The following is a 23412-nucleotide window of genomic DNA, read 5'->3' on the forward strand; positions in this document are numbered from 1 at the left end:
CCCTCCGCCTCGGCGGCCACTCCACGGCAACGTGAAGTGGAAGTGATCTGATCAGGTCTCTCGGAGGATCCGCTGGAGCATCTTGACGGATGCGTTCGGCGGCTCGGCCTCGATGACCACGCGATTCAGGACGTGCCAATAGTGGTCGACGTCCGCGGTCTTCGTGGCGTAGACGGCGTTGGTGAGCTGCTCGAGGTAGACGACGTCGTGGATGTCGTCCTCGGGGAAGCGCAGCAGCGTGATCGGGCCGCCGGCCGCGGCGTGGCCGCCCGCGCTGAACGGCATGACCTCGATCGTCACGTTGGGCCGCTCGGCGACCTCGAGAAGGTGCTGGAGCTGGGCCCGCATGGTCGCCGCGCCGCCGATGGGGCGGCGCAGCGCCGCCTCGTCGATGACGGCCCAGAGCTTGGGCGGGTTGGGCCGGTCCAGCAGGAGCCGCTGCCGCTTCATCCGCAGCGCGACGCGACGGTCGATGGTGGTCTCGGAGTAGTCGCCGTGGGCGAGACGGACGACGGCGCGGGCGTAGTCGGGCGTCTGCAGCAGACCGGGAACGAACTGCACCTCGTAGGTGCGGATGACACTGGCGGCCTGCTCCAGCCCGAGGTAGTCCTCGAACCAGCGGGGGACGACGTCGGCGTACTCCCGCCACCACGGCGGCGCGGTGGCCAGTTCGGCGAGAGTCAGCAGGGTCGCGCGCTCGGCCTCGTCCTCCACGCCGTAGAGGGTGAGCAGCTCGGCGACGTCGCGCTGCTTGAAACCCCGCCGTCCCAGCTCCAGGCGGCTGATCTTGGAGTGCGACGCGTGGATCGCCGCTCCGGCGCTCTGACAGGTGAGGCCCTGGGCCTCGCGCATCCGGCGCAGCTGGGCGCCGACGAGCATCCGCAGCACCGTGGGGCCGGCCTGGCGGTAGGCCAGCAGAGCGCTGTCGGCCACGCCACCGCCGAGGGGGACAGTGACCATGCCGTCCTCTCCGCTCCACAGTCGTCACCGACACTGATCGCGTTCGAAGCCTCTCACGATAGCCTCGGCCGTGCGAACCAGATTGGCCGGTTTGCCCCACGGCATCCTCCCCCGCGGCATCGAGGAAAGGTCTTCCCCGTGACCGACGAAGCGCCCGCACCGCAGACCCCCGGAACATCCCCGTCGCCGTCCGACCGGGAGGCCCCGCCCGAGATCGACACGACCGTGCCGCACTCGGCCCGGATCTGGAACTACTGGCTCGGCGGAAAGGACAACTATCCCGTCGACCGCCAGGCCGGCGATGAGTTCCGGGAGACCTTCCCGGGCATCGTCGACGCCGCCCGCGCCGTCCGGCACTTCCTCGCCCGCGCGGTCCGGCACCTGGCGGGAGAGGTGGGGATCCGGCAGTTCCTCGACATCGGCACGGGCCTGCCGACGGTGGACAACACGCACGAGATCGCCCAGCGGGTGGCCCCCGAGACGCGGATCGTCTACGTCGACAACGACCCTCTCGTACTGGCGCACGCCCGCGCCCTGCTCACCAGCACGTCCAACGGCGCCACCGACTACATCGACGCGGACGTACGCGACCCCGACCGCATCCTGGAGGCCGCCGCCGCGACGCTGGACTTCGACCGTCCCGTCGGGCTGATGCTGCTGGGGATCATGGGCCACATCGACGACGGTGAGGACCCGCACGGGATCGTACGGCGGCTGCTGGACGCCCTGCCGTCCGGCAGCTACCTGGTGCTCAACGACGGGACCAACACCGACCCGAAGCGCCGGGAGGCGCACAAGCGCTACAACAGCGGCGGCGCGGTCCCGTACCATCTCCGCTCGCCGGAGGAGATCATCCGCTTCTTCAACCGCCTGGAACTCCTGGAGCCCGGCTTGGTGCCGGTGTCCCAGTGGCGTCCCGAGCACAGCCCGTTCGGCCTTCCGCCCCGCGTCGAGACGCTCGGCGGAATGGGCTACAAACCCTAGGACGGTCAGGGCTTGAACGACAAGGCACCACCCTTTTGGGATGGGGCCTGCCCCATGCGCCTAGGCGAGTGGGGCGATGGCGCTATACCAACATGCCGCAGGGACGCGGGGCGTCGACTGCGTGTGGCGCCAACTGCAGGGGGCGCCAGCTCAGCGGAAGGCGGCGGCGTGCTCGACGGCCCAGTCGCGGAACGTCCGCGCCGGCTCCCCGGTGATCTCCTCGACGGTGGAGGTGACGGCGGCCGGCTGGTCGTCGGGCGCGCTCAGCAGGGCGTCCACGAGCGCGGGAGGCCATCCGTCGCCCAGCATCCGTTCCCGCGCCACGTCGGCAGGGGTCTTCTCGAAGCGCAACGTACGACCGATCGCCTCGCCGATCGCCTGAACGCGCTCGGCCGTGGTCAGCGCTTCCGGCCCGGTCAGGATGTGCTTCGCGCCGACGTGCCCGTCCTCGGTGAGCGTTCGCGCCGCCACGGCCGCGATGTCGGCCTCATGGATGATCGCCTTGGCGCCGGCGAAGGGATAGCGGACGACGTCCCCGGCCCGAACCTGCTCGGCCCAACCGAGCGCGTTGGCGGCGAACGTGCCCGCCCGCAGGAAGCTCCACTCCAGACCGCTCTTCTCGATGAGCCGCTCCATGTCCGCGTGGAACTGATTGATGAGGTCGGCTTGCCGCTCGGCCTCGTCGTCCACGCCGAGGGAGGACAGGTAGACGACGCGGCGGGCGTGCCGCCCGATCGCCTCGAGCACACCGGGCGCCTGCTCGGCCGTGAGGAACGGCCAGACGAGGAAGACCGACTCGACACCTTTGAGCGCCGCCTCCAAGCTGTCCGGATCAGCCAGGTCCCCCGCCACGGCCTCGACCCCCTCGGGAAGGCCCGCCGCTTCCGGATCACGGGTGAGAGCACGGACCGCGACGCCCGCCGCCGACAGCCGAGTGACGAGATGCCGACCGACATTGCCGGTCGCTCCAGTAACCAGGATCATGAGACTCCCCCAAGCGCGGATCGTTGCCGTCGCCGAGGACCGTACGACCTCAACCTAGATTGAGGTCAACATCCGAATGTCGCGCGGTCAGCTGATATATGGAGAAGCTCTCTGGAGGTGCATCGCGCGCCACAGGATCGCAAGGAAAGGCCTGCACGTCAGCGTGGGACACCCGAAGCCGCCGGTCACGACGCTTCACGGAGGCTGAAATTTTCCCTAGTCAGCACTTGTCTCGCAAGGACGTTCGCCGCGACAACAGGTAGCCACCTACTCGGGATCGTTGGCACGCTTGACCCACTGCAACAACTCCATATCGAACTCAACGAGCACTTCGACAGGCTCACCCGTTGCCCGCTCAAGAATTGTTCCCTTATAGACTTCGTAATGCGAAAAGCCCTCAATCATCTCTGGCTTCGTCAACTCCCTCAAGACTTCTTTCTTGATAGCTCCCCACGGCCGCAGATCTTCGAGAGCCTCGATGCGTGGAGCCTTCGCGTCAGGTCGGCGCCCAAGGCGCGAACCCCAGCAATAACCCTGCGGGACAACATTCACCAAGTACATGAAGTCTTCAAAAACAGGGAGCTCAAAAGCAAACACTTGCGATTCTTTACGGTCCGCAAATTCTACATCTTCCGCCGGTACAGGAAATACTCGGCGCGGCTCACCCAATACCGATATCTCAACATCAATAGTATGGACCAGTTTGCCGATTTCCATCCGCTCCACTGCCTTGATCGCCTGCTTGGCGGCATCCCATGATGCATCAAGCCCATCCAGCGCCTCGGCGACATGCTCCGAATATGGCATATGCCCAAGGATGTAAAGCTGGAATTCTCGAAGTCCGAACTCCACCACGATCATCACCTCGCCCGAAGATTCTTTATATCAAACCTTCCCGTCGACCAATCAATCTTCAGATCGGCGGATCCCGGCATAACTCGCCCGTCCCTATCTACGATAATGACCGGCTGACCATTTCCATCCTTCGCGGGAAGGATTACTATCCTTCCATCATCCGCCACTTGTTGACCACCCACTCTTTCAAATAGTTGACGAGATGCAGCATCGGCGGCCTTTGCCGCATCTTCTTGACTCATATGCGCTTGCGAAATTTTGTCACATAGATACTTAGTTTTTTCGCCGCGCGGCATCGAAGTGGCTTCTCTACCTACGTTACTGCCGAACTCTGTCGGCGCGAGGCCTTCCGTAATATCTTTTTCGAGCACCTTACCGGCGGTCTTGTCGAAGGCCGCTTGCACGGCTTTGACGATCTTGGTGTTCGCTATCGCGCTCGTAAGGTCGGCGAGAATGTCGCGCAAAACGTAGCGCGCGGCGATGCGGGTGACGGAGCGGAGCATGAAGGCGCCGACGCGGGCGAGTACGGGGCGCAGTGCGCGGCCGATGAGTCGTCCGGCGAATTCGGCACCGAGCAGGATGATGATCTCGGCGATGGTTTCCGCGGCGACGATGTCGGCAGCCTTGCGGGTGGTGGCGGCATAGTCGTGGCAGGCGCCTCCCAGGGCCTGGCACATGGTGAACAACCCCGACAGCACCGTGGTGGAGTCGCCGGGCTTGTAGAGGCTGGCCCAGTAGTTGCTGACCGCGGCGTGTTCGGTGTTGTCGGCGGGGTCGAGGATGGTGGAGATGGTCCCGTCGAGCCAGGACGCGACCTTGCCGATCTCCTGGGCCGCCTCTTGCCAGGCGTTGCCCGCCTCGTCGAGCAGGTGGTCGTTGCCCTGTGGCCAGTTCGGGGAGTCGCCGATCGCCGATGCGACCCAGCCGGGCAGTTGGGGGACTTTGACGCGCAGGCGGGGGACCGTGGTCGAGGGCGCCCAGTTGAACCCGGTGACCACAGGAGGAGAGCCGGCGACCGCGAAGGAAGTCGACACCTGGTGCTGTGGGTATCGCGGCGGCGGGCCCGCGGGTTTGTCGGCGCGTGAGTGATGGTCGGCGGCCAGATGGTTGTTGATCGTGTGGGTCAATCCCAGCGACGTGCCGCCGAGCGCTTCGATCGCGGTGTGGAAAGCCTGGTAGGCGGCCTGGGCTGCCGGTTGGTAGACCGTGGCGAACTGGTGCGCGGCCTTGTCGTCCCCGGCCATCGAGGAAGCGGCCTGCAGTCGCTGCGACAGCTTCTGGTAGGCGTTCATCAGGTCCTGTTGTCCGACCGCGAAGTTTCCCGCCGCCTTATCGACTGTCTCCGGGGTGATGTCCACCCGGGCCGCGATGGCGGGAGGTACTGGGGTCGGGCGTCGTCCCTGGGCAAGCGCGACAATGGGTGGTTCAGATCCTGGTGTCGCGGCAGGCGGGCCGGAAGGCGTAGATGGCTTCTGGCCTGTCATCTTCCGTGCCACATCGCTAGGTTCGCCCTGATGGACCGCCCATAGTTGCGGTGAGCGACACCGATCACCTTCTTGAGGTCATCTAGCGAATCGGCCATGTCATCCGCTGCCGCCCGCCATTCCCTGTGAGCCTGCCGGTACGCGGCCTTGGCGTCCCCGTCCCATTCCGCCAGGTGCCTGGACAGGCCCCGGTCCAGCTCATTCAGCAGGCCCCGCACCGCTGCCAGGACCTCCTCGAAAGCCGCCTCCCCCTTCGACAACGCTGCCAGCTCGGCCTGGATCCGACCGTCCATGAAAGAACCCCTCGTGTTCAAGCTGCCGGGGTCGATGCGTCGTCCGAGCACCGTCCGTTCGGCAAGGTCGACCCCGATACGAAGCCCGACACCGGATCCCAGACAGCACAACTCGTGCAAGATAGATGAAATCTGACTGAGAGTCGATAGCTTTGCCAGGGGCCTGTACGAGCCCCTTCCGCAGCGGGAGAGACCAGCGGAAAACGGACGGCCCGGATCAGCCCTTGAGGACAGTGGACCTACGCGGCCGGGATCGCTTTTCACCCGCGAGAACGGCGGACGCCCTGTCGCGGCGTACGAGGCGACAGGGCGTCCGCGACACTGCTCGAAGGCGAGCGTCCACCCGGGCGGGTTCTGCGGCCCGCCGGGAACTCCCGGTGTCAGCAGTACGAATTCGGCCTCCGGGTCGGCGTTCGAGCGTCAGCCGGTGACGCGGGTGGTGCGGTACTGCGGGTCGGCGGTGATGTCGGCGTCGGTGAACCGCTCCGGCACCCACTGCTTCTGCGAGAACAGGCGGGTCTGGTCGGTGTGGTGCGGCGAGGTCGGGTCGGACGACTCGGAGTAGGTCAGGATGGTCGACGCTCGCGGTCCGCCAGGGGTGAGGGACACGGCCATGATGAAGCTCGAGCCGAACGACACGTCACCATAGGTGCCGCCGGTCTGGAGTCCGTCGCCGGGGTAGATGGCGTTGAAGCAGCCCTCACCGCCCGGGCAGCCGGGGATCCCGATCCCGAGGTACCGCTGCGCCGATCCCAGCGGCGCGTCGAGCGGTACGCGCAGTGCCGTCATCCGCTGTACGGCGGTGGCGAGGCCGCGGCCGACGGACGGGTTAGCCGTGTCGAGATCGCGCGGGGTGGTCAGCGGATGCGCGGGATCGAACGGCGTGCGGAACAGGCCGTCCGGACCCTGCGCGGCCGCCAGGAACTCCCGCCACAGCACGGCTCCCTTGCTGCCGGTGTCGGTGCGCAGGTTCCAGCCGGCCAGCACCCGGCACGCCGCCCGTACGTCCACGGTCGAGCCGTCGGCGGCGGTCAGCGTCGGGTGCGCACGGCAGTACGCCACGAGTTGGTCGCGGAGGAGTTCGGCGCTGAGGTCGCGGTCGCCGAGCGTGGTCCGCTGCAGGCTCGTCAGGTCGAACCCACGCGGCCCGAGCCCGTCGGTCCCGGCCAGCCGCTGCTTGACCATGTCGAGGCCCAGCCGGGTCCGCAGCGACCGCTGGGTACCCGTGTCGCCGAAGATCCGCGGGAATCCGGTCAGTGGCGCGTTGGGGTTGGTCAGCCAGGGGCTGTTGTTGGAGTTGGTCACGTAGTCCGTACGGGACAGGCGCGGCGTGCGGGCGGGGCCGAAGATGCCGGGTTCGATCGCGTCAGGGTCGCTGCCCCACGCGCAGCGGGAGGTCGAGCCGTCGAGTGCGAGATCCGGGCCGGGAACGGCGCAGGTCTTCAGTTGTTCGTCGGTGACGTGCGGGGCGACCGACGCGTCGGCGTAGTAGGCCTGACCGTTCGAGTCCGCCGCGATCGTGTTGATGAACGGTATGCCCTGGTAGGTGTCCTGCGCCTTCCGTAGCTGCGCGACGCTGTCGGCCTGGCCCATCGCGAGCCAGGTGTTCATCGCCCGTACGTTGCGGGCGTTGGCGTCGCGGATCGCGTACGCCGTCGTGGTCGTCCAGCCGTCCGCCATCACGGGCCCGTACCGGGAGTCGTACAGCGTCCGAGTCACCGTGCCGACGCTTCCGTCCTTGCCGCGGACCGGCACCGTCACGGTGCGCTTGGTCATGGCCTCGCGGTGCCCGTCGACGATGTACGCGGTGGGGTCCCCGGGCGCGAGCTTCAGCCGGTAGAGCGTGGCGCGCGTGGCGGTGGAGACGGTGTGGCTCCAGGCGAGGTGCTGCGTGTGGCCGATCTCGACGAGCGGCGTGCCGTACAGCGCGACGCCACTGACGTTCAGCTTGCCGGGGATGGTGAGCTGCACCTGGTAGAACCGCCCGATGCCGTTCCAGGGGAAGTGCGGGTTGCCCAGCACCATTCCGCCCTTTCCACGCGTCGCGTCCCGGCCCAGCCCGTACGCGTTGCTGCCCGCGTCGGCCTTCGGCAGTACGGGGACCGTCGCGCGGGCGCTCCGGCCCGCCGACGGCGGGGTGGCGGTGGCGATCTGCTCGATGGCCTGCTCGGCGCCCTCCAGCCGGGTGGTGTGGTACAGGTCGCGGTAGACGTCCAGCTCCGTCATCGGCCGTACCCACGCGGCGCCGCGGCAGGTCGGGTCCGGGAGCCGGGAGACGCCGGTGTCGTGGAGATAGCGGTTGTCGCCGGCGACGTATCCGCGGACGAGCTCGCGCACCTCCTTCGTCGGCCCCATCGGCGCGGGCTGGGCAAGGAGTCCGCGTACGGTGCCGGACCGCAGCTCCGCCTGGTTGTATGCGTCGCTGGCGAGGTTCGACGCGTGCGCCAGCGGATCGTCGGTCTGGGCGTCGGCTCCGAAGTACCGTGACCGCTCACCGGCCAGCGTGACCAGCCGCGACGCCTCCACGCACAGGTTGTCCTGCGCGAACGCGTACCCGTGCCCGAACCCCAGACCGCCGTAGTCCGCCGCCTTGATGTGCGGGATGCCGTACGCGGTCCGCCGGATCTCGGCCTGGTACCGCCCGGTCGGTGCCGCCCCCGCCGGGACCGCGAGGGTCAGAGGGAGCACGGTGAGTGACGCCACCGCGAATGTGACGAGCTTCCATCTCATGAAGATCACCTCGGGCCCATCGTCCGAGGGCCGGGGGCGCCGCGCATCGGCCCGTGGAAGGGTTCCGCCTGTCCCTCGGACGAACGACCCCGGTCGTCCTCAAGGCGAGATTCGTGCTCGGCAACCGACCACGGTCGTATATCGGCTCACTCGCCTGGAGTTCGCGGCCGCGGAAGGGGCATCGGCTGTCCGCTCAGCCGCTGGGACGGCCCGGAGACGCGTCGCGTCGGCCACCGCTCGGCCGATGCGGCCCTGAACGACAAGAGGCGGCCTGATTCAGGGCTGGCCAAGCAGCGCCGGTCAGCGACGGGCGAGGGGGCAGCGGGCGTCGCGGTCGCGGTTCGGGCAGCACACCACGGCCAGGTCGATGTAGTTGCCGCCGGTGAGCCACCAGGCCCAGACGACGTCGTTGCCTCGCTGGAGGGTGTCGAGGGCGGTCGCGGCCAGAGTCCGTATGTCCGGGGCGTGACGTTGCAGCTCGGGGTGCAAGAACGATGGCTGGATCTCGGTGTACCGCCGCTCCAGCCAGGCGACGGCCTCCGCCGGATCGTCCCAGGTGGCCTTGACGAAGCGGGCGGGCTTGGCCAGCCAGGCGGACGTACGTTCGGGCGGGACAGGCGAGGTCTCGAACCCGACGCCGCCCGGCGACCGTACGGCGTCGAACGTCTGGACGGCTTCTCCGGGCCCGCGGTAGGCGTACGCGTGGAAGTGCACGTGGCCCCCTCACCCGGCAACGGCCATCCAGGACCGCCGCCCGTGCTCATGGGTCGCTCGCCGCGGCTACCCAGTGCCACATCACGCCGTTGAGCTGCTCTTCCATGGTTTCATCACCACCGGGACCGGAAGCGGAGAGATGCGCCGGCTGATGAGGACCCACCGGACTCTGCCTCTCCGATCGTCCGCCGCGCTCTGTCGACGAAGCGTGCTACGCCCCGGATCCGACGAGAAACGACACGTCTGGGAAACTGTCCCGATCTTGCAGTCGTCCCCGGGGGTCCTCGCCTGTGCATCGTCGTCGTGCCCTTGTCTTCCTCCCGCTCCTTCTGATCGCCTTGAACGCCTGCCGCGACGGTTCCGGGCCCGGCGCAGCCCCGAAATCCTCCCCGTCGTCCTCCATCGCGAGCCCCACGGCAAGCCCCACGATCACTCCCACGCCGACCCCGGCCCATGCCAAGTCGCACCGGCCCGCCTCCCCGTCGCGCTCCGCCCACAAGCCGACGCTCGCCGGCCCGAGGACCAACTGCGGAGCGATCCAGCCCCCGGGCAACGGCCCCATGGCCGCGGTCGGTGTGCTGAAAGGGCGCGTCGCCTGCGCGACGGCGATGACCGTCTTCCGCACCTACTACCGGAAGGACACCCCGAAGCAGGGCAGCGCCGGCGTGGCGACCGTCCGGGGCTGGCGCTGCGCCAGTAACTCGGCCGCCCAGACGAACATCACCGGCCGCATGTCCACCTGCCGGACCTCCACCACGACGATCAGCGCCGACGTCATCCCCTGACGACGTCCGCGGCCCGATCACCGACGCCGGAGCGCCGAACCTGCGGCGCGGCCGGTCCGGGCTCAGGAAGGGCCGCCGCCGGGGGTCAGCACGACCATCGCGGGATGGCGTTGCGCGGCGAACGCCCCTCGTACGATCACCTCCTTGTACAGGGCGGCGATCCGGCCGGTGAGGACGAGCTCCATCGGGCTGTCGTCGGTCCGTACGTACTGCACCAGGGCGTCGCGCCGTCCCAGGCTGATGCACTGGTTGACGTACCGGAACTTGAACGGCCCCGGCTCGCGCCCGGACAGGTCGTTGCCCACCGCGCGCGCCACCTGCCGGGCGGACGGCAGCGCCGTGGCGCACGCCATGCGCAGTTCCTGCCCGCCCGGCCGCCGCAGGACCGCCGCGTCGCCGATCGCGTACACCTCCGGATGTGACACCGAGCGCAACGCCGAGTCCACGACCATCCGCCCCTGCTCGTCCACCGTGAACCCCGCGTCACGGGCCAGCGCGGATACGCGGAAACCGGCGGCACACACGACGATGTCCGCCGGAAGCTTCTCACCGTCGGCCAGTGACAGGCCGTCCGCGCATACCTCAGCGACCCGGGTGTTCTCGCGGACGTCCACGCCGAGCCGGGCGAAGACGCGCCGCAGGTGCTTGCGGCCTCGTTCGGACAGCGCCGGGCCGAGCCGGTCGGCGGTCACCAGCCGCACGGTCCCTCGCGGTCGCGTCTCCCCCAGCTCGGCCGCCGCCTCGATCCCGGTCAGCCCGCCCCCGACCACCGCGACGGTGCCGTCGTCGGCGAGCCGCTCCCGCAGCCGTTCGGCGTCCTCGACGGTGGCGAGCGGGTAGCCGTGCTCGACCGCCCCGGGCACGGCGCCGGCGTTGGAAGCGCTGCCGAGCGCGTAGACGAGGGTGTCGTAGCCGAGCCGCCGCCCGTCGGCCAGCTCGACCTCGCGCTCCGCGGCGTCGATCGCGGTGACCCGGCCCACGACGAAGTCCACGGGCTTACCATCGAGCAGTTCCGCGATCGGCCGTGTCCGTATCCGCTGGCCGGTCGCGACCTGGTGCAGCCGTACGCGCTCCACGAACCGATCGCGGGCGTTCACCAACGTCACCCGGGCGTCCCGATGCCGCGCCGTCAGCCCGGCCGCGACCAGTCCCGCGTAGCCCGCGCCGAGAACCAGAATGCGCGCCGTCATCTCACGCTCCCCTCTGTCGACGATGTGCCGTCAAGGAGGTGACTCGGCAGCCGTGCCGTTTCGTGACGATCGCGCCTGGTGACCGTGCTCACACCCGCTGCGCCGCGGTCATGACACGCTCGCGTCTCCCGCGCCGCCCGGTACCGCGTCGAAGCGGGATCCGCTGCGCGTCCCGTGCCGCTGACGCCTATCGGGGCTCCTGCGCCGATGCGTACGCGAGCTTGTCGGGGTTGAGGATGCCGCGTACGCCAACGATCTGGTCTCCGGCGACGTCGAGGCAGACGATCAGGTACAGCTCGCCTGCCTGGTGCACGACGATCGCCGGTTCGCCGTTGACCGCGCGGATCGCGACCTCGATGTCGACCGCGCGGGGGTGGTTGGCCAGCCCGCAGTACAGGCGCGCGACCGCGGCCGGCCCCACGATCGGACGGCGCGCGGCCGAGGTCTTGCCGCCGCCGTCCGACCAGGCGACGACGTCCTCGGCGAGCAACCGCTCCAGCGCGGCGACGTCGCCGTTCCCGGCCGCGGCGACGAAGCGGCGCACGATCTCCTCGCGCTGACCGGGGCGTTCGGCGAAGCGCTGCCGGTGTTCACCCACGTGCTCGCGGGCCCGCCGGTAGAGCTGCCGGGCGTGCGCCTCGTCGATGTCGAGTACGTCGGCGACGTCCCCGTGCCGGTAGCCGAACGCCTCCCGCAGCACGAACGCCGCCCGCTCGGCGGGCGTCAGCCGCTCCAGCAGTACGAGCACGCCGAGCGAGAGGGACTCCCGCTGTTCGACCGTCTCGAGCGGCCCCAGCCGGCCGTCGTCGGTGAACACCGGTTCCGGCAGCCACGGCCCGACGTACTTCTCCCGGCGGGCGCGTGCCGAGCCCCGGCGGCTCAGGCAGAGGTTCGTGACCGCCTTGGTCAGCCACGCCGCCGGAACCTCGACCGGCCCGCTCCCCTCCCACCGCAGGTAGGCGTCCTGCAGGACGTCCTCGGCCTCGGCTGCCTCGCCGAGCAGCCGGTACGCCAGGCCGAACAGCCGCGGCCTGTTCTCCGTGAACTCAGCGAGCTTGTCCATGATCCTCGCATCGGCGTGCCGCGAGCCGCCCTCTCCACGACCCGCGAACGTCTTGTCACCCTATGCCCGCGCTCGCGCGAGACCACCTTCCGCCCGCGACCGGTCATCGACACGATGCGCGCACTCGACGCCCGTGGGCCGACCAGGTGTCGAATGTCCCTTTTGGCTAGGCTGCCGCCTCATGTCCCTACGCTTCGACCCGGCCGGCTGGGAGCAGCTGAAGCCCGGTGCCTTCCAGAACTCCGACGGCGACATCGCCGAGTTGCACGTCTTCGACATCCCGCCTGACCTGACGGCGCCGCTGGAGGACCTGGACAAGCTTCGGCGCGACACGGTGGCGCGTACGGCCGCCTCCGGCGGGGGCCTGGTCGAATTCGACCTGGTCACCCTGCACGGCCTTCCCACGATCCAGCAGATCGTCAAGCTGCCTCTGCCCGACCGGCCCGGCGTGGCGTACATCGCGTCCTTCACCCTGCCGCGGGCCGACCGCAGCCTGGTCTTCAAATTCCTGTGCGTCGAGCAGGGCGTGACCGGGATGCGCGACGCAGCCGCGTTCGACCGATTCATGGCCGAACACGGGAAGGGCCGTACGCCCGACGAGATGATGCGGTACTGGGCCCAGCACCCGTACGCGCCCGAGGTCCAGGGCGGCCTCCCGCGCAACTGGTCCGAGGATCCGTGGTGGGACCAGCACTTCCCCCAACATCCGCTGTCCCGCGCCCGCCGGCTCCTGCAGACCATGGCTCCGACGATCGAGGTGCATCCGGCGTTCCACGCGGCACCGCCCTGGCGCGGCTGAACCCCGGCACGCTCGAAGCCCCGCCGGAACGGGTCTCACGTCGCAGGTGCGGAGCCGCTGCGTTCCGGCGGGCGGCTCGCGTCGAGTGGCCAAGGTCTCGCCGGGAACTCCGCGATTTTGCGATCTTTACCATGGAACGTTCCTAGGATGCTCACATGGCGGAGATCATCGACTACGGACGGTTCGGGGAACGGCTCGCCCGGCAGCGTACGCGCTGGGACCTGCTCGACGAGGTGCAGCGCGAGTGGGGATACGAGGATCCCGGCGGCGAACCGCTCGTGACGCGAGAGGGAGAGGCCCCGGGGTACGAGCTCGACGAGTCGGACCCCATCCCGGCGGCGCTCGTGGAGTGGTGGGACTCTCCCGTCAACTCCTTCGCCTTCCGGCCCCGCCTGTACTGGACGCACTCGCAGTGGCCGCCGTCAGGGCCCGACTCGGTCCCGAATCCGCAGGATGACGAGATCCGCGTCATCATGGCCGAGTACCAGTACGTCAACCAGTGGGGTTACCTCGCTTCCGAGGCGCATCTTCCCGATCCGCAGGTCCTGGTCAACACCCTTGACGGCTGGGCGGTACAGAGCCGGTCCATCTCGGAGTTCTTCCTGCAGTTGGCCATGGAACGGCTCCCCGCATGCTTCGGCTGGAACCTGCGGATCCGCCGTGCCGTCGTCGACGGCGACCCCGCGATCGTCGAGCGGCTCCAGGCGTCGTACCGGGACCTGGGCCTGCTGCCCTGGCAGGAGATGGGCACCGACGCCCTGACCTACGGCGCTCCGGACGCGCTCATCCGCCACGGCCGGGGCCCGCGCGCCGCCTACGCGATCGTGATCCAGGGCCGGACCCGCGAGGCCGTCGTCCAGGTCGCCGACACCTTGGGCCTGACCTGGACGGACGAGGAGATCAAGGCGCCGAGCGAGGTACCGTCTCCCGTCGAGGACCTCGGCCCCGCGTCCTTCACCGAGGGCGGCACCGACGACCGGCTCCGCTGGACGGCGATCTCGACGAGGGCCACACCGCCAGTGCCGCCCGACCTCCCCGAACTCGGCGAACTGCCAGGACGTACGGCGGCCGCCACCGACGAGGACGGGACGACGGCCGTCGTGGGAGACGCGACCGGCCACGTGCACGTCTGGGCGGCCGACGGCCCGGAGACCGAGGACCGGGCGCTGCACCGCGCGCCGGTGACGGCGATCACCTGCTACCGGCGGGTCGACGGCGGCAGCGTGGTCGTGAGCGGCGACGCCCATGGGGTGCTCCGGTTCTGGGCGACCGTTCGCGCCCCGTCGCGGACGGCGTTCGACCGGCGAAGGTCACCGGTCGCCGCGCTCGCCTCCGTGCGCCTGGAGACCGGCCCGGCCCTGGCCGCCGCCTGGGCGGACGGGCTCATACGCGTCTGGGACCTGGGCACCATGGATGTCGCGGACCTGCGGATCGGGACCGGCGTCGAGAGCCTCGCCCTCGCTGCCGACGGTGTGCTGTACGTGACCACCGGCCAGGGCACCGCGGCGCTCCGCCTCGACCTGGACCGGCTGTGGCCGACCCGCAGGCTACGGATGCGGCTCGACGAGATCGACTGGGGTTCCCTCTGGACGAATCGCGGCCCCGGGCACGAGATCCCTGGCCTGATCGCCAAGGTGGCCTCCGACGACGAGGACGCGGCTCAGGCGGCGGTCAAGCGGCTCTACGAGCTCCTGGTCTCCAAACACGATTCCGTCGCCGCGGCCGCCCCCGCCGTGCCGTTCCTGGTGGAACGGATGCTCATCCCCTCGAACCGGGCGCGCAACACCCTGCTGCTCCTCATCGCGGACATCGCCGACGGTCCCGGCGAGGAACGCGAGGCCGTCAAGGCCGCGGTCCCCTCCCTGCTTCACCTGCGGGATGACGAGCACCCGTCCATCCGATGGGCGGCGGGAGAGCTCGTACGCATCTGCGGAGTCCCGGCCGCCTGACCGTCCGCCGGGGTTCGGCGTCCTCGGCGGTGGCCGGGCCGGTAGCCATGCCCGGTCGCCCCCGGGCACGGCGGCGGCGTTCGACCGCCACGTCCGCATCGCCGGCGCCGACCCGGCCCGCCGCGCCGCCCGCCCCTCACGGCGCGGCCGGCGGCTCGCCTGAGCACTGGCCGGCGTCGGTGCGTCCGGTGGCGAAGTAGGCCACGATGCGGGCGGCGCACTCGGGGACCTGGACGGCGGAGGCGTGGACGTCGTCGTCGACGGTCAGCACCGTCCCGCCGATCAGGGCCTGCATCTGCTTCGCCCACACGTACGGCGTGGTGGTCTCGTACCGGTGGGCGGACAGCTGGAGCGACCCGCCTCCGGCCTTCAGCGGCCAGCGCTGCGGTTGGAAAGGCCATCCCGCGCAGGTGGGCACCGGATCGGCGTGCCGGCTGGTGACCGGGTAGCGGGCCAGGCGCCGCTGGTACGCGGTCCACGCGGAGGCGAAGTCACGCTGTCCCGCTTCCTCGTTGCAGACCGTCGCCCGGAACATGGCGCTGTCGTCCTCGTCGGACCCGTCGGCCGGGTTCAACGTCCGGAAGACCCTGGCCACCGCGGGCGGCGCGATGGGGCCGGGCGAGTTCGTCAGCGCCTTGAGCGCCGCCGCGGTCAGTGCCCAGTGCTCGCTCGTCTGGGAGGCCAGGCTCGCGATCACGCCGCCGTCGACGAGGGCGTGAGGGTACCTCTTGGGATCGGCGTCGTAGGCGCGCTCCAGACGCAGTACGGCGGCCTTGACCGCTTCGGGCGTCGTGCCGAGCCCGTACCTGGCGTTCCGCTTCGCGATCCACGCGGCCTGCCGGGAGAAGTTCTGGTCCTTGGCCTGGGCGGTGGTGTCCGTGTAGGAGTCCAGCCGGAAGTCGGGTCCCATCACGCTGTCCAGCCACATCCGGGCGACCCTCTGCGGGAACAGGCTGCGGTAGTTGGCGCCGAGCGCGGTCCCCCACGACATACCGAGGTAGCTGATCGTGGTCTCGCCCAGCGCGGCGCGGATCTGATCGAGGTCGCGCGCCACGTTGGCGGTGGTCAGCTGGGAGAGGAAGGCCGGGTCGCGTTTCGCGCAGGCCTGGTTGGCCGCGACCTGCCGCGCGTACGCCCGCCTGACGGCCTGCTCGGTCAGTGGCCCGTGCGGCGGCGCGACCGCGCTCCTCAGTTCCGGGCAGTCGACCCTGGTGCTGCGGCCGACTCCGCGGGGGTCGAACCCGATGAGGTCGTACCGCTCGTTCAGCCCCGCGTCCGCGGGGTTCCGCGTCATCATCCTGAGCGGCACCAGGTAGCCGCTGACGCCGGGACCGCCGGGGTTGACCGCCAGGCTGCCCAGCCGGTGCGCCGGATCGGTGGCCCGCAGCCTGGTCACCGCGATGCTGATCTTCCGCCCGTTCGGCTGGGCGTAGTTCAGCGGAACGCGCAGGGTCCCGCACTCCATGCGGGCCATCAGCGGCCGGGCGCGAGCCATCTGGCCCCTGCGCAGGCCGAACCCCTCGAAGTCGCCGTCGGCGTACCGCGAGCACGCCTGCCAGGTGATTCCGGCGCCACCGTCGGTCGGCCCCGCGAGCGCGGAGGTCGGGGCGAGGGTCACGAGGGCGGCCGAGCCGATGATCGGCACGCCGACCGCCGCGAGCAGGCGCTCGCGGCCGGTCTTGTGTTGCGTCGGGGGCCGTGACATGAGGATGCTCCTCAGGGGGATCTTGGGGAACACGCCTGTCTCGTTGACGGCGCCCTGGCGGCGCGGTCGTTCACGAGCGGCACATCTCCGCGATGGTCAACTATTTACGCCATCCGGACACCTTTGGACAAATATTGACATAGCGTACCAGCAGCTCTGACCTGGTCTTTCCCTGCCACAGGGCCGCGAGGGACACCGCCGCGCGGCCCCGGCGGAACCCGGCCGAACGGTCATGACGTCTCACTTCGCGTTCACATCGCGAGGAAGGACCACATGGACGCCTCATCGACGGCCGAGTTGCTCGCCAGGATGTTCCGCGAGGGCCACGAGATCGCGGCTCACCCCGACGGGCCGGTCGTCCGGCTCCCGGACGCCGCGCTCACCGTGGCCGTCGGCACGCCGGACCTGCAGTCCAACGGTCTCGTCGTCCGGCTGCCCGTCGGTATCGGGCACCCGTCGTGGGGCGACACACCGGCCTGGGACCAGTCGGTCGGCATCGCCCGCGAAGGGTTCCATCCGGTCGCCGAGGCGCTGAACGGCTGGCTGCACAACGTGTTCCCGGTGTTCGCGGCGTTCGCCCTGCCCGGCAGCGAGCTCGCCGGCAACGTGCACACGGACCTGCGGTTCGACGGCCAGCGGGCGCTGCGGATCCACTACGGCCCACTGGCCGTACGGGACTTCGGCGGCCTGGGCCAGACGACGCAGCGGGCCGCTGTGGACCGACCGCCGTCCACCGTCGTGGCCGAGCGGCTCTTCGGCGGCTACGTGCTGCCGGACCGGCCGATCTGGTGGTACTCCTTCTGCGCCCGCATGCCGAACGGCCCGATCGACGAGGTGACCGTGCTGAACGGCGACGCGAGCGAGCAGCTGACCGGCATCTCCGACCACCTGCCCTGGGAAGGGCACGGCTCGCTGAAGTCGTGGGCCCTGGCCGTACCGGCCACCGGCGAGGTCTACCAGGCCGAGGTACCGATCGGCGGCTGACCCCTGGCCCGGGCAGGGCCGCCAGACTATTCGGGCGGGTAACGGCCTCCCCTATCCTCCGCAGTGCCTGACCCTTATAGCCGTCCAGGATTCCGTTATCCGGAAGGCCTCAACGACCGTACGGCGTTCACTTACTATTGGGGGAAACGCCTGATCAGGGACACGTTGTGGCGGGCAGTATGGAATACGAAACCAGTGTTATTTTCGTGTTCTCCGAGGAACCGATGGGCTCAAATGACGATCAGGACAGAGCTTGGTTCCACAGCCAGTTCATGTCTCTGTCGGTCAGGAAGACCGGATTCGAATGGCAGGCGTTCGTCAACGATCTGATGCACGCGGTGCATCCCGGCGAGTTCATGGCGGTCGACCCGGCCGGACGGGGTGACAAGGGCTGCGACGGATGGGTCGGCGGGCTCATGCTGGCCTGCTACGGCGCGACCACCCCGAATCAGCGGAACGTCGCGAAAAAGGTGGAGAGCGATTTCGCCACCGCCGTGAAGTACTGGAGCGACAGCATGGACCGCTGGGCGTTCGTGCACAACAACGCGAACGGGTTGCCCGAGATGGCGGCACGGGCCGTCATCGCGCTCCGGAAGCGCTATCAGGGCTCCGTACGCGTCGAGGCGTGGCCCCCGCAGGTCCTGTGGAACCACTGCGCGTTCCTGCCACGACGGCATCTCGCGACGATCATCGGCTCACCGCCGTCCGATCACCCCGCCGGCATGACGTACATCGCGCGCTGTGTCGAATCCCTCGCCCGGACCCGCCTGCGGCCGGATCTGAACCCCATCCACGAGGTCGTCTACGGCAAGATCGAGCACAACGGCTTCGGCACCGAAGTGGCCGAATTGATCAAGCGATTTCAGGTGCACACCGGCCATGTGAACTACTACTTCTCCTATGCCTCGCCCGGTGAGCAGGCGCAGGTGTCGGAGAATCTCCAGGCGCGTTTCGCGGGTCACCGTGCCGTGTACGACTCCTCCGACGCCGTGTTCCACGCGCTCTGCGACGACCTGGTCGAGGAGGCGTTCGGGACCGGCGGCTATCCCGACAGGGCCCAGCAGCGCAGCGCGGCGCTCATGGTCGTCACCCATTTCTTCGAAAAATGCGAGATCTTCGAGGCGCCCCAGGAGCAACGGCATGCTGCTTCCTTCTAAATCCATACCGGCCGATCAGGCTCTGCTGGCGGTCGGTGCTCAGATTCTGGTCCAGCTCGAACAGCCGGGCAGCGTCAGCGCGGTATGGGATCGGCTGCAGGAATGGCGTTCGGCTCGTGGCGTCGAATCCGCGCTGCCCTTCTGGTGGTTCGCGCTGGCTCTCGACACCCTCTACACGATCGGCGTCGTCGATCAGTGTGACGGCGAGCTGATGAGGAAGAGCCGTGCTGCGTGAACTCACGAGCGACCTGCCCGCGTTCAAGGCGGCCCGTTTCGGCGACGGCCTGAACATCGCGGTCGCGCACCGGGCCCCCGACGCAGGGACCAGCAGGAATCCCGTCGGCAAGACGAGCTTTGTCCGGCTCCTGGACTTCCTGCTGTGCTCCGACATCCGCACCGGGCACCCGCTGCGCCGTACGGACCTGGCCCACACGGAGTTCGGCCTCACCCTCGACCTGTCCGGCCGCCGGCGACGATCGTACGGACCGGCGACGACCTCGGGTCGGTACGGCTGGACGAGGAGGTGATACGGCTCGCGAAGGCGCGCTCCCGCCTCGGCACGGGGTTGTTCGGGCTCTCCGGCGGAGGCAACGAACCGTCATTCCGCTCGGTCATCGCCTACTACGTCCGGGACGTCACGGTGGGCGGATTCGCCTCGCCGACCGAGACGTACCGCAAGCAGCGCGCGATCGACACGCAGCCCGCCCTCGCGTACCTGTTCGGCCTCGACGTCGACCTGGTGGCAAAGGTCCGTGAGGTGAGCGAGACCGACCGGAACCTGCGTGAGCTGCGGAAGGCCGCCAAGGAGTCGATCCTGGGCATGACCCTGGGCCGAGGCAACGACCTCGACGCCCAGATCCGGACCCTGCTGATCCAGCGCGAAGACCTCGCGAGCGGCATCGCGGAATTCCGCGCGGCGGACCGCTACGCCGAGCACCGCACGCGCGTCGACGAGCTCAGCAGGCGGATCCGCGGCATCAACGACCACCTCGTGGTCATCGAACGCAGCGTCAACGACATCGAGAAGGCGATCTCCGAGGACGAGGAGGGCATTCCCGGCCACGACTTCGTCCGCGAGGTGTTCGACCAGGTCAACGTCGTACTCCCCGACCTCGTCACACGCCGTTTCGAGGAGGTCCGGGCGTTCCACCACTCGATCGTCGCGAACCGGCGCCGCTACCTCCAGGCCGAGCGCGCCCGGCTGGTGCGCGAGACCTCGCGCGAACGCCAGGAACTGGCCGACCGCGACCGGGAACGCGCCGAGCTGATGCGCCTGCTGGAGGCGGACGGCGCGTTCGAGACGTACGGCGAGCTGCAACGCCAGATCTCCATGATCGACGGCCGGCTGAGCGAACTCGTCGAACGCCGCGCCATCGTCGACCGCTGGGAGAACACCAGCCGGCACCTGCGGCTCCGCTCCGCCGAACTCACCTTGCAGATCAGCGCGGACCTGCACGACCGGCGCGACCACATCGTCGACATCGCACACCTGTACGCCGGATACGCCTACCGCCTCTACGGCGACGGCCGGCCCGCGGCGCTGACCATCGAGGCCCGGAAGTCCGGCTACAAGTTCGTGCCCACCATCGGCGGCGACGCCACCCACGACGTCCAGGCCATGGCATTGTTCTGCTTCGACCTGTGCATGGCGGTCACCGCGAAACGCGTCGGCCACGGCCCCGACTTCCTCGTCCACGACAGCCACCTCTTCGACCACGTCGACTCACGCCTCGTCGCCAGGGCCCTCGGACTCGCCGCGGAGACGTGCCGGGAGGCGGGGCTGCAGTACATCGCGGCCCTCGACTCCGACCGCCTCGACGCCGCGCTCCGGGAGAACCCCGGCCTGAACCCTCACGTGTGCGCCGAGATGACCGACGAACGGGAGGATGGTGCTTTGTTCGGGTTCCGCTACTGACGGATGAGCGGGAGGACGGCGCCCTGTTCGGGTTCCGCTACTGACTGATCAGCCGCAGAAAGGTGCCGGTCGTGACGATCGGGATACCGTAGATGCGCGCCCGGCGTGCCTTGCGGGAAAGGGTGTCGGGATCGGCGGCCACCAGCAGGGCCACCTCCTTGGTGACGCGCGGATGCGGAACGTACCCGGCCGAGCGGGCCCGCGCCTCCAGCACGTCCCGGCCGAGCTCCGCCTCACCGGTGAACGCGACCCGGTCTCCTCTTTCAAGCCGGAACCGGTCGAACGGGCGCGCCCTCCCTTCAGCGGCGCGTTCCAGTGCCCGCCGCGCCGATCCGGGCGGCAGCCCGACGAGCGCGGCGACGCGGACGAGCTCGTCCCGCTGAGCCGGCGTGACGGCACCGTCGACCAGAGCCGCCCGAGCGAGCGCGGCCAGATAATCGTGATGCAGCCGGTCCAGGTCGGCGCGGCCCAGCCCGACGGCGGCGGCGAACTCCACCAACGCGTCCGCCTGGGTCGGTGAGATCCGGCGATCGAGCAGCACCCGGTCGAGCAGGCCGAGGTAGGAATCGGCCACGGCGGGCTCGGGGACACGCGGCATCCGGTCGAGGATCCGAGCCAGGAAGTGCCCGTCCCGCTCGGCCGAAACACCGCGCCGGACTGCGGGCGCGTTCGTGTTCGGGAGGTCGGGCCATGGCGCCGACGCGGCGGTCTCGAGCAGATCCCGCCAGGGAACCCGCCCCTCCACGAGTCCGAGGTAGTGGCGGAGCAGTCCCGCCGCCGCGTGCGCGTCGACGAGCGCGTCGTGGTGGCCACTCAGCGGAACATCGGCGAGCGCGCAGCATCCCGCCAGATTTCGCGGCGCCTCGGGCATGAAGTACGACGCCCACCTCATCGTGCACACGCCCGCCTCGGGAGCGAGCGGAGCCGTGGCGCCGAGCCGGGCGAACTCGCCCGAGATGAAGAGCGCGTCGAAGGCCAGATTGTGCGCGACCACGACTCGCCCCTTTAGGAGTGCCGCGATCGTCCCCGCGACCTCGTCGAATGCGGGCGCATGCCGGATGTCCGCCGCGACGATCCGGTGAATCCGCCGGGGCCCCAGATCGCGCCCGGGGTTGACCAGCGTCGCCCACTCACCCGTGACGTCCCCCGAGGCGTCGAGCTGCACGATGCCCACCTCGATGACCCGGTCCTGCCAGTCGGATCGCAGCCCGGTCGTCTCGACGTCGACGACCGCATAGCCGTACGGAGCTGTCGCCATCGGCCCGCCCTCCCCTCGCGCTTCGTCAGAGCACTCATTCGCCGTGCGCTCCTGATCGCGCATATCTCCCGAGGGTGGTTACACCGTAACCGGCGCTCTTGTCGGACATCGATATCGAGGCGGCGAATACCAGATGTATATTCAGGCGCGAATGCGAGCTCCAAATTGGCGCGGGGTTATGCCGTAAATCGGCAATCCGGAAACACTCGGCGACGTGTCCGAACAGCCGGTCTCGGCTTGCCCCAGGGCCTCCCAGGCAGCCGACCTGTCCGGCCGTATGGCCGGGCAACGTTACGCCGCGCCCCGGGAAAGACCAGGTTGTGGCCCACGCCGTCGATGACGAGCCGAATTTTGGCCGCTGTCAGCCGCGAGGAGCCGACGGGGGCTCATCGGCGCTGCCAAAGACTCTCGTCCACACGGACCTCGGGCAGTCCTGGCACTGACGCCGTGGCCACATAGAGCACGCACCGGTCGTCGTCCCCGTCCGTCGCGGCCCAGAGACGGCTGCCGTCCGGCAGGATCACCGTCCACAGTCCCGGCGGCTCGGTGTCGCCGTACAGCACGTACGCGTCGAAATGCGCGGCGAACCGTTCGGCGAACTCCTGGCGACCGACCCGGTCGACAAGACGACCCTCGATGCCGACGCTGAAGCTCATCGCGAAATGCCCGGACACCTGTTGCTCGTACGTACAGAACGCGGCGAACACCACGTCCGGCGGAACATCCCGCAAATCGTCGGCGACGCGGTCGGCATGTCCGACGAACAGCTCATGTGCGGCGATCTGGAAACAGTCCAGCAGGAATGTCCGCAGCTCGATCTCCGGGACCAGCCGAGACGACAGGCAGTCATAGCTCGTGGCCGCTGTCTCCGTCACGGCGCAACCGTACGCAACCGGTGGCGCACACCTGCGCATCCACGGGCTCCGGGAAGCTTAAGAGAGCATCTCCGTCACGATGACCGCCGCCAGCGCGAGGTAGGTGACCCCGGCGGCGAGCGTCATGACCAGGGCGGCTCGGCCGCCGGGCCGGGCGAACCGGCGCAGCCGTCCCGCCGCGAGAGCCACGCCGCTGTCGACGCCGAGTCCGACGGCGAGAAAGAGCACTCCCAGCGTCAGCAACTGTGCGCCGGCTGAAGAACTGTGGGAGCTGACGAACCCCGGGAGGAACGCGACGAAGAACACGAGGATCTTCGGGTTGGTGAGGTTGGCGATCAGGGCGCGCAACACCAGCCGCTCGCCGCCGCCTGCGGGTACGTCCTCGTGTGGCGCGGCGTGCAGGGAACGGAAGGTGTCGAAGGCGAGCCAGCACAGGTACGCGGCCCCGGCGAGGCGTACGGCATCGAATGCGGCCGACTCGGTCCGCAACAGCGCGCTGAGCCCGATCACCGAGCCGATTGTCCACAGTGCCATGCCCATGGCCATGCCGACCGCGGACTTCACGCCGGCACGCGCCCCCCAGCCGAACGAGGCCGCCACGATGAAGGCCATGTCAGGACCGGGTGCCAGACAGATCACCAGCACCGCCGCGAGGAAACCGGGCAGGACCGCGGGGTCGATCACCGGACGCACCATCCTTTTGTAACGGGATGCAGGGATTCATCACG

The 23412-nt window shown here is 69.3% G+C and carries 22 protein-coding genes; 9 read left to right on the forward strand and 13 right to left on the reverse strand.

Translation table 11 applies throughout. The annotated features are described in order from the left end of the window. Positions 1-51: 51 nt before the first annotated feature. Positions 52-960 (reverse strand): helix-turn-helix domain-containing protein, encoded by a 909-nt coding sequence (locus ACYVF7_RS54805; RefSeq protein WP_460355773.1) that lies wholly within the window; start codon positions 958-960, stop codon positions 52-54. 138 nt (positions 961-1098) lie between these two features. Between ACYVF7_RS54805 and ACYVF7_RS54810 the strand changes: the two genes are divergently transcribed. Continuing rightward, entirely contained in the window at positions 1099-1944 is an 846-nt protein-coding gene (locus tag ACYVF7_RS54810; protein ID WP_460355776.1) for an SAM-dependent methyltransferase, read from the forward strand. 150 nt (positions 1945-2094) lie between these two features. Here ACYVF7_RS54810 and ACYVF7_RS54815 read toward each other — a convergent pair whose 3' ends face one another. The 6 genes from ACYVF7_RS54815 to ACYVF7_RS54840 form a co-directional block, all read right to left on the reverse strand. Next, complete coding sequence (locus ACYVF7_RS54815; protein ID WP_460355779.1) at positions 2095-2928, reverse strand: NmrA family NAD(P)-binding protein; 834 nt, start codon at positions 2926-2928, stop codon at positions 2095-2097. A gap of 267 nt (positions 2929-3195) precedes the next feature. Beyond that, positions 3196-3783 carry a hypothetical protein gene (locus ACYVF7_RS54820; protein ID WP_460355781.1) on the reverse strand — a complete coding sequence of 196 codons (588 nt, stop codon included), beginning with the start codon at positions 3781-3783 and terminating at the stop codon, positions 3196-3198. A gap of 5 nt (positions 3784-3788) precedes the next feature. After that, on the reverse strand, positions 3789-5141 hold the full coding sequence (locus ACYVF7_RS54825) for a WXG100-like domain-containing protein (RefSeq protein WP_460355784.1): 1353 nt from the start codon (positions 5139-5141) through the stop codon (positions 3789-3791). 122 nt (positions 5142-5263) lie between these two features. Continuing rightward, the gene (locus tag ACYVF7_RS54830; RefSeq protein ID WP_460355786.1) at positions 5264-5560 is read right to left on the reverse strand and encodes a WXG100 family type VII secretion target; all 297 of its coding nucleotides are present in this window, start codon (positions 5558-5560) and stop codon (positions 5264-5266) included. A gap of 420 nt (positions 5561-5980) precedes the next feature. Beyond that, positions 5981-8290 (reverse strand): acylase, encoded by a 2310-nt coding sequence (locus ACYVF7_RS54835; protein WP_460355789.1) that lies wholly within the window; start codon positions 8288-8290, stop codon positions 5981-5983. Between the two features lie 300 nt (positions 8291-8590). Further along, the gene (locus tag ACYVF7_RS54840) at positions 8591-9004 is read right to left on the reverse strand and encodes a hypothetical protein (protein WP_460355792.1); all 414 of its coding nucleotides are present in this window, start codon (positions 9002-9004) and stop codon (positions 8591-8593) included. A 290-nt stretch (positions 9005-9294) separates the two neighbouring features. Between ACYVF7_RS54840 and ACYVF7_RS54845 the strand changes: the two genes are divergently transcribed. Continuing rightward, on the forward strand, positions 9295-9789 hold the full coding sequence (locus ACYVF7_RS54845; protein WP_460355795.1) for a hypothetical protein: 495 nt from the start codon (positions 9295-9297) through the stop codon (positions 9787-9789). A gap of 62 nt (positions 9790-9851) precedes the next feature. Here the strand turns inward: ACYVF7_RS54845 and ACYVF7_RS54850 are convergent, their stop codons facing one another. Together ACYVF7_RS54850 and sigJ are read right to left on the reverse strand one after the other, a co-directional pair. Beyond that, positions 9852-10979, reverse strand: a complete 1128-nt coding sequence (locus tag ACYVF7_RS54850) for an NAD(P)/FAD-dependent oxidoreductase (RefSeq protein ID WP_460355798.1) — start codon at positions 10977-10979, stop codon at positions 9852-9854. A gap of 187 nt (positions 10980-11166) precedes the next feature. After that, entirely contained in the window at positions 11167-12042 is an 876-nt protein-coding gene (sigJ, locus tag ACYVF7_RS54855; RefSeq protein WP_460355801.1) for an RNA polymerase sigma factor SigJ, read from the reverse strand. A gap of 181 nt (positions 12043-12223) precedes the next feature. On the opposite strand from sigJ, the gene ACYVF7_RS54860 reads away from it, so the two are divergent. Beyond that, positions 12224-12841 (forward strand): hypothetical protein, encoded by a 618-nt coding sequence (locus ACYVF7_RS54860; protein ID WP_460355802.1) that lies wholly within the window; start codon positions 12224-12226, stop codon positions 12839-12841. A 155-nt stretch (positions 12842-12996) separates the two neighbouring features. Continuing rightward, the gene (locus ACYVF7_RS54865; protein ID WP_460355803.1) at positions 12997-14790 is read left to right on the forward strand and encodes a WD40 repeat domain-containing protein; all 1794 of its coding nucleotides are present in this window, start codon (positions 12997-12999) and stop codon (positions 14788-14790) included. Between the two features lie 136 nt (positions 14791-14926). Here the strand turns inward: ACYVF7_RS54865 and ACYVF7_RS54870 are convergent, their stop codons facing one another. After that, entirely contained in the window at positions 14927-16495 is a 1569-nt protein-coding gene (locus tag ACYVF7_RS54870) for an alpha/beta fold hydrolase (RefSeq protein WP_460355804.1), read from the reverse strand. A 273-nt stretch (positions 16496-16768) separates the two neighbouring features. Here ACYVF7_RS54870 and ACYVF7_RS54875 point away from each other — a divergent pair, with 273 nt between their 5' ends. The 5 genes from ACYVF7_RS54875 to ACYVF7_RS54895 all read left to right on the forward strand — a co-directional run bounded on the left by ACYVF7_RS54875 (position 16769) and on the right by ACYVF7_RS54895 (position 20551). After that, a complete protein-coding gene (locus ACYVF7_RS54875; protein WP_460355805.1) occupies positions 16769-17479 on the forward strand; it encodes a hypothetical protein in 711 nt (236 codons plus the stop codon). A 272-nt stretch (positions 17480-17751) separates the two neighbouring features. Further along, positions 17752-18636, forward strand: a complete 885-nt coding sequence (locus ACYVF7_RS54880) for an ABC-three component system protein (RefSeq protein ID WP_460355807.1) — start codon at positions 17752-17754, stop codon at positions 18634-18636. Continuing rightward, complete coding sequence (locus ACYVF7_RS54885; protein ID WP_460355809.1) at positions 18620-18871, forward strand: ABC-three component system middle component 6; 252 nt, start codon at positions 18620-18622, stop codon at positions 18869-18871. The genes ACYVF7_RS54880 and ACYVF7_RS54885 overlap by 17 nt, the downstream gene beginning before the upstream one ends. Beyond that, positions 18861-19163 (forward strand): hypothetical protein, encoded by a 303-nt coding sequence (locus tag ACYVF7_RS54890; protein ID WP_460355811.1) that lies wholly within the window; start codon positions 18861-18863, stop codon positions 19161-19163. Before ACYVF7_RS54885 ends, ACYVF7_RS54890 begins: the two co-directional genes overlap by 11 nt. After that, a complete protein-coding gene (locus ACYVF7_RS54895) occupies positions 19160-20551 on the forward strand; it encodes an ABC-three component system protein (RefSeq protein ID WP_460355813.1) in 1392 nt (463 codons plus the stop codon). Before ACYVF7_RS54890 ends, ACYVF7_RS54895 begins: the two co-directional genes overlap by 4 nt. Positions 20552-20588: 37 nt before the next feature. Here the strand turns inward: ACYVF7_RS54895 and ACYVF7_RS54900 are convergent, their stop codons facing one another. The 3 genes from ACYVF7_RS54900 to ACYVF7_RS54910 form a co-directional block, all read right to left on the reverse strand. After that, on the reverse strand, positions 20589-21809 hold the full coding sequence (locus ACYVF7_RS54900) for an exonuclease domain-containing protein (protein WP_460355816.1): 1221 nt from the start codon (positions 21807-21809) through the stop codon (positions 20589-20591). Between the two features lie 386 nt (positions 21810-22195). Continuing rightward, the gene (locus ACYVF7_RS54905) at positions 22196-22684 is read right to left on the reverse strand and encodes a hypothetical protein (protein ID WP_460355818.1); all 489 of its coding nucleotides are present in this window, start codon (positions 22682-22684) and stop codon (positions 22196-22198) included. A 57-nt stretch (positions 22685-22741) separates the two neighbouring features. Beyond that, a complete protein-coding gene (locus ACYVF7_RS54910) occupies positions 22742-23368 on the reverse strand; it encodes a LysE family translocator (protein WP_460355821.1) in 627 nt (208 codons plus the stop codon). Positions 23369-23412 lie beyond the last annotated feature (44 nt).

The sequence above is a fragment of the Actinoallomurus acanthiterrae genome (assembly GCF_054775715.1).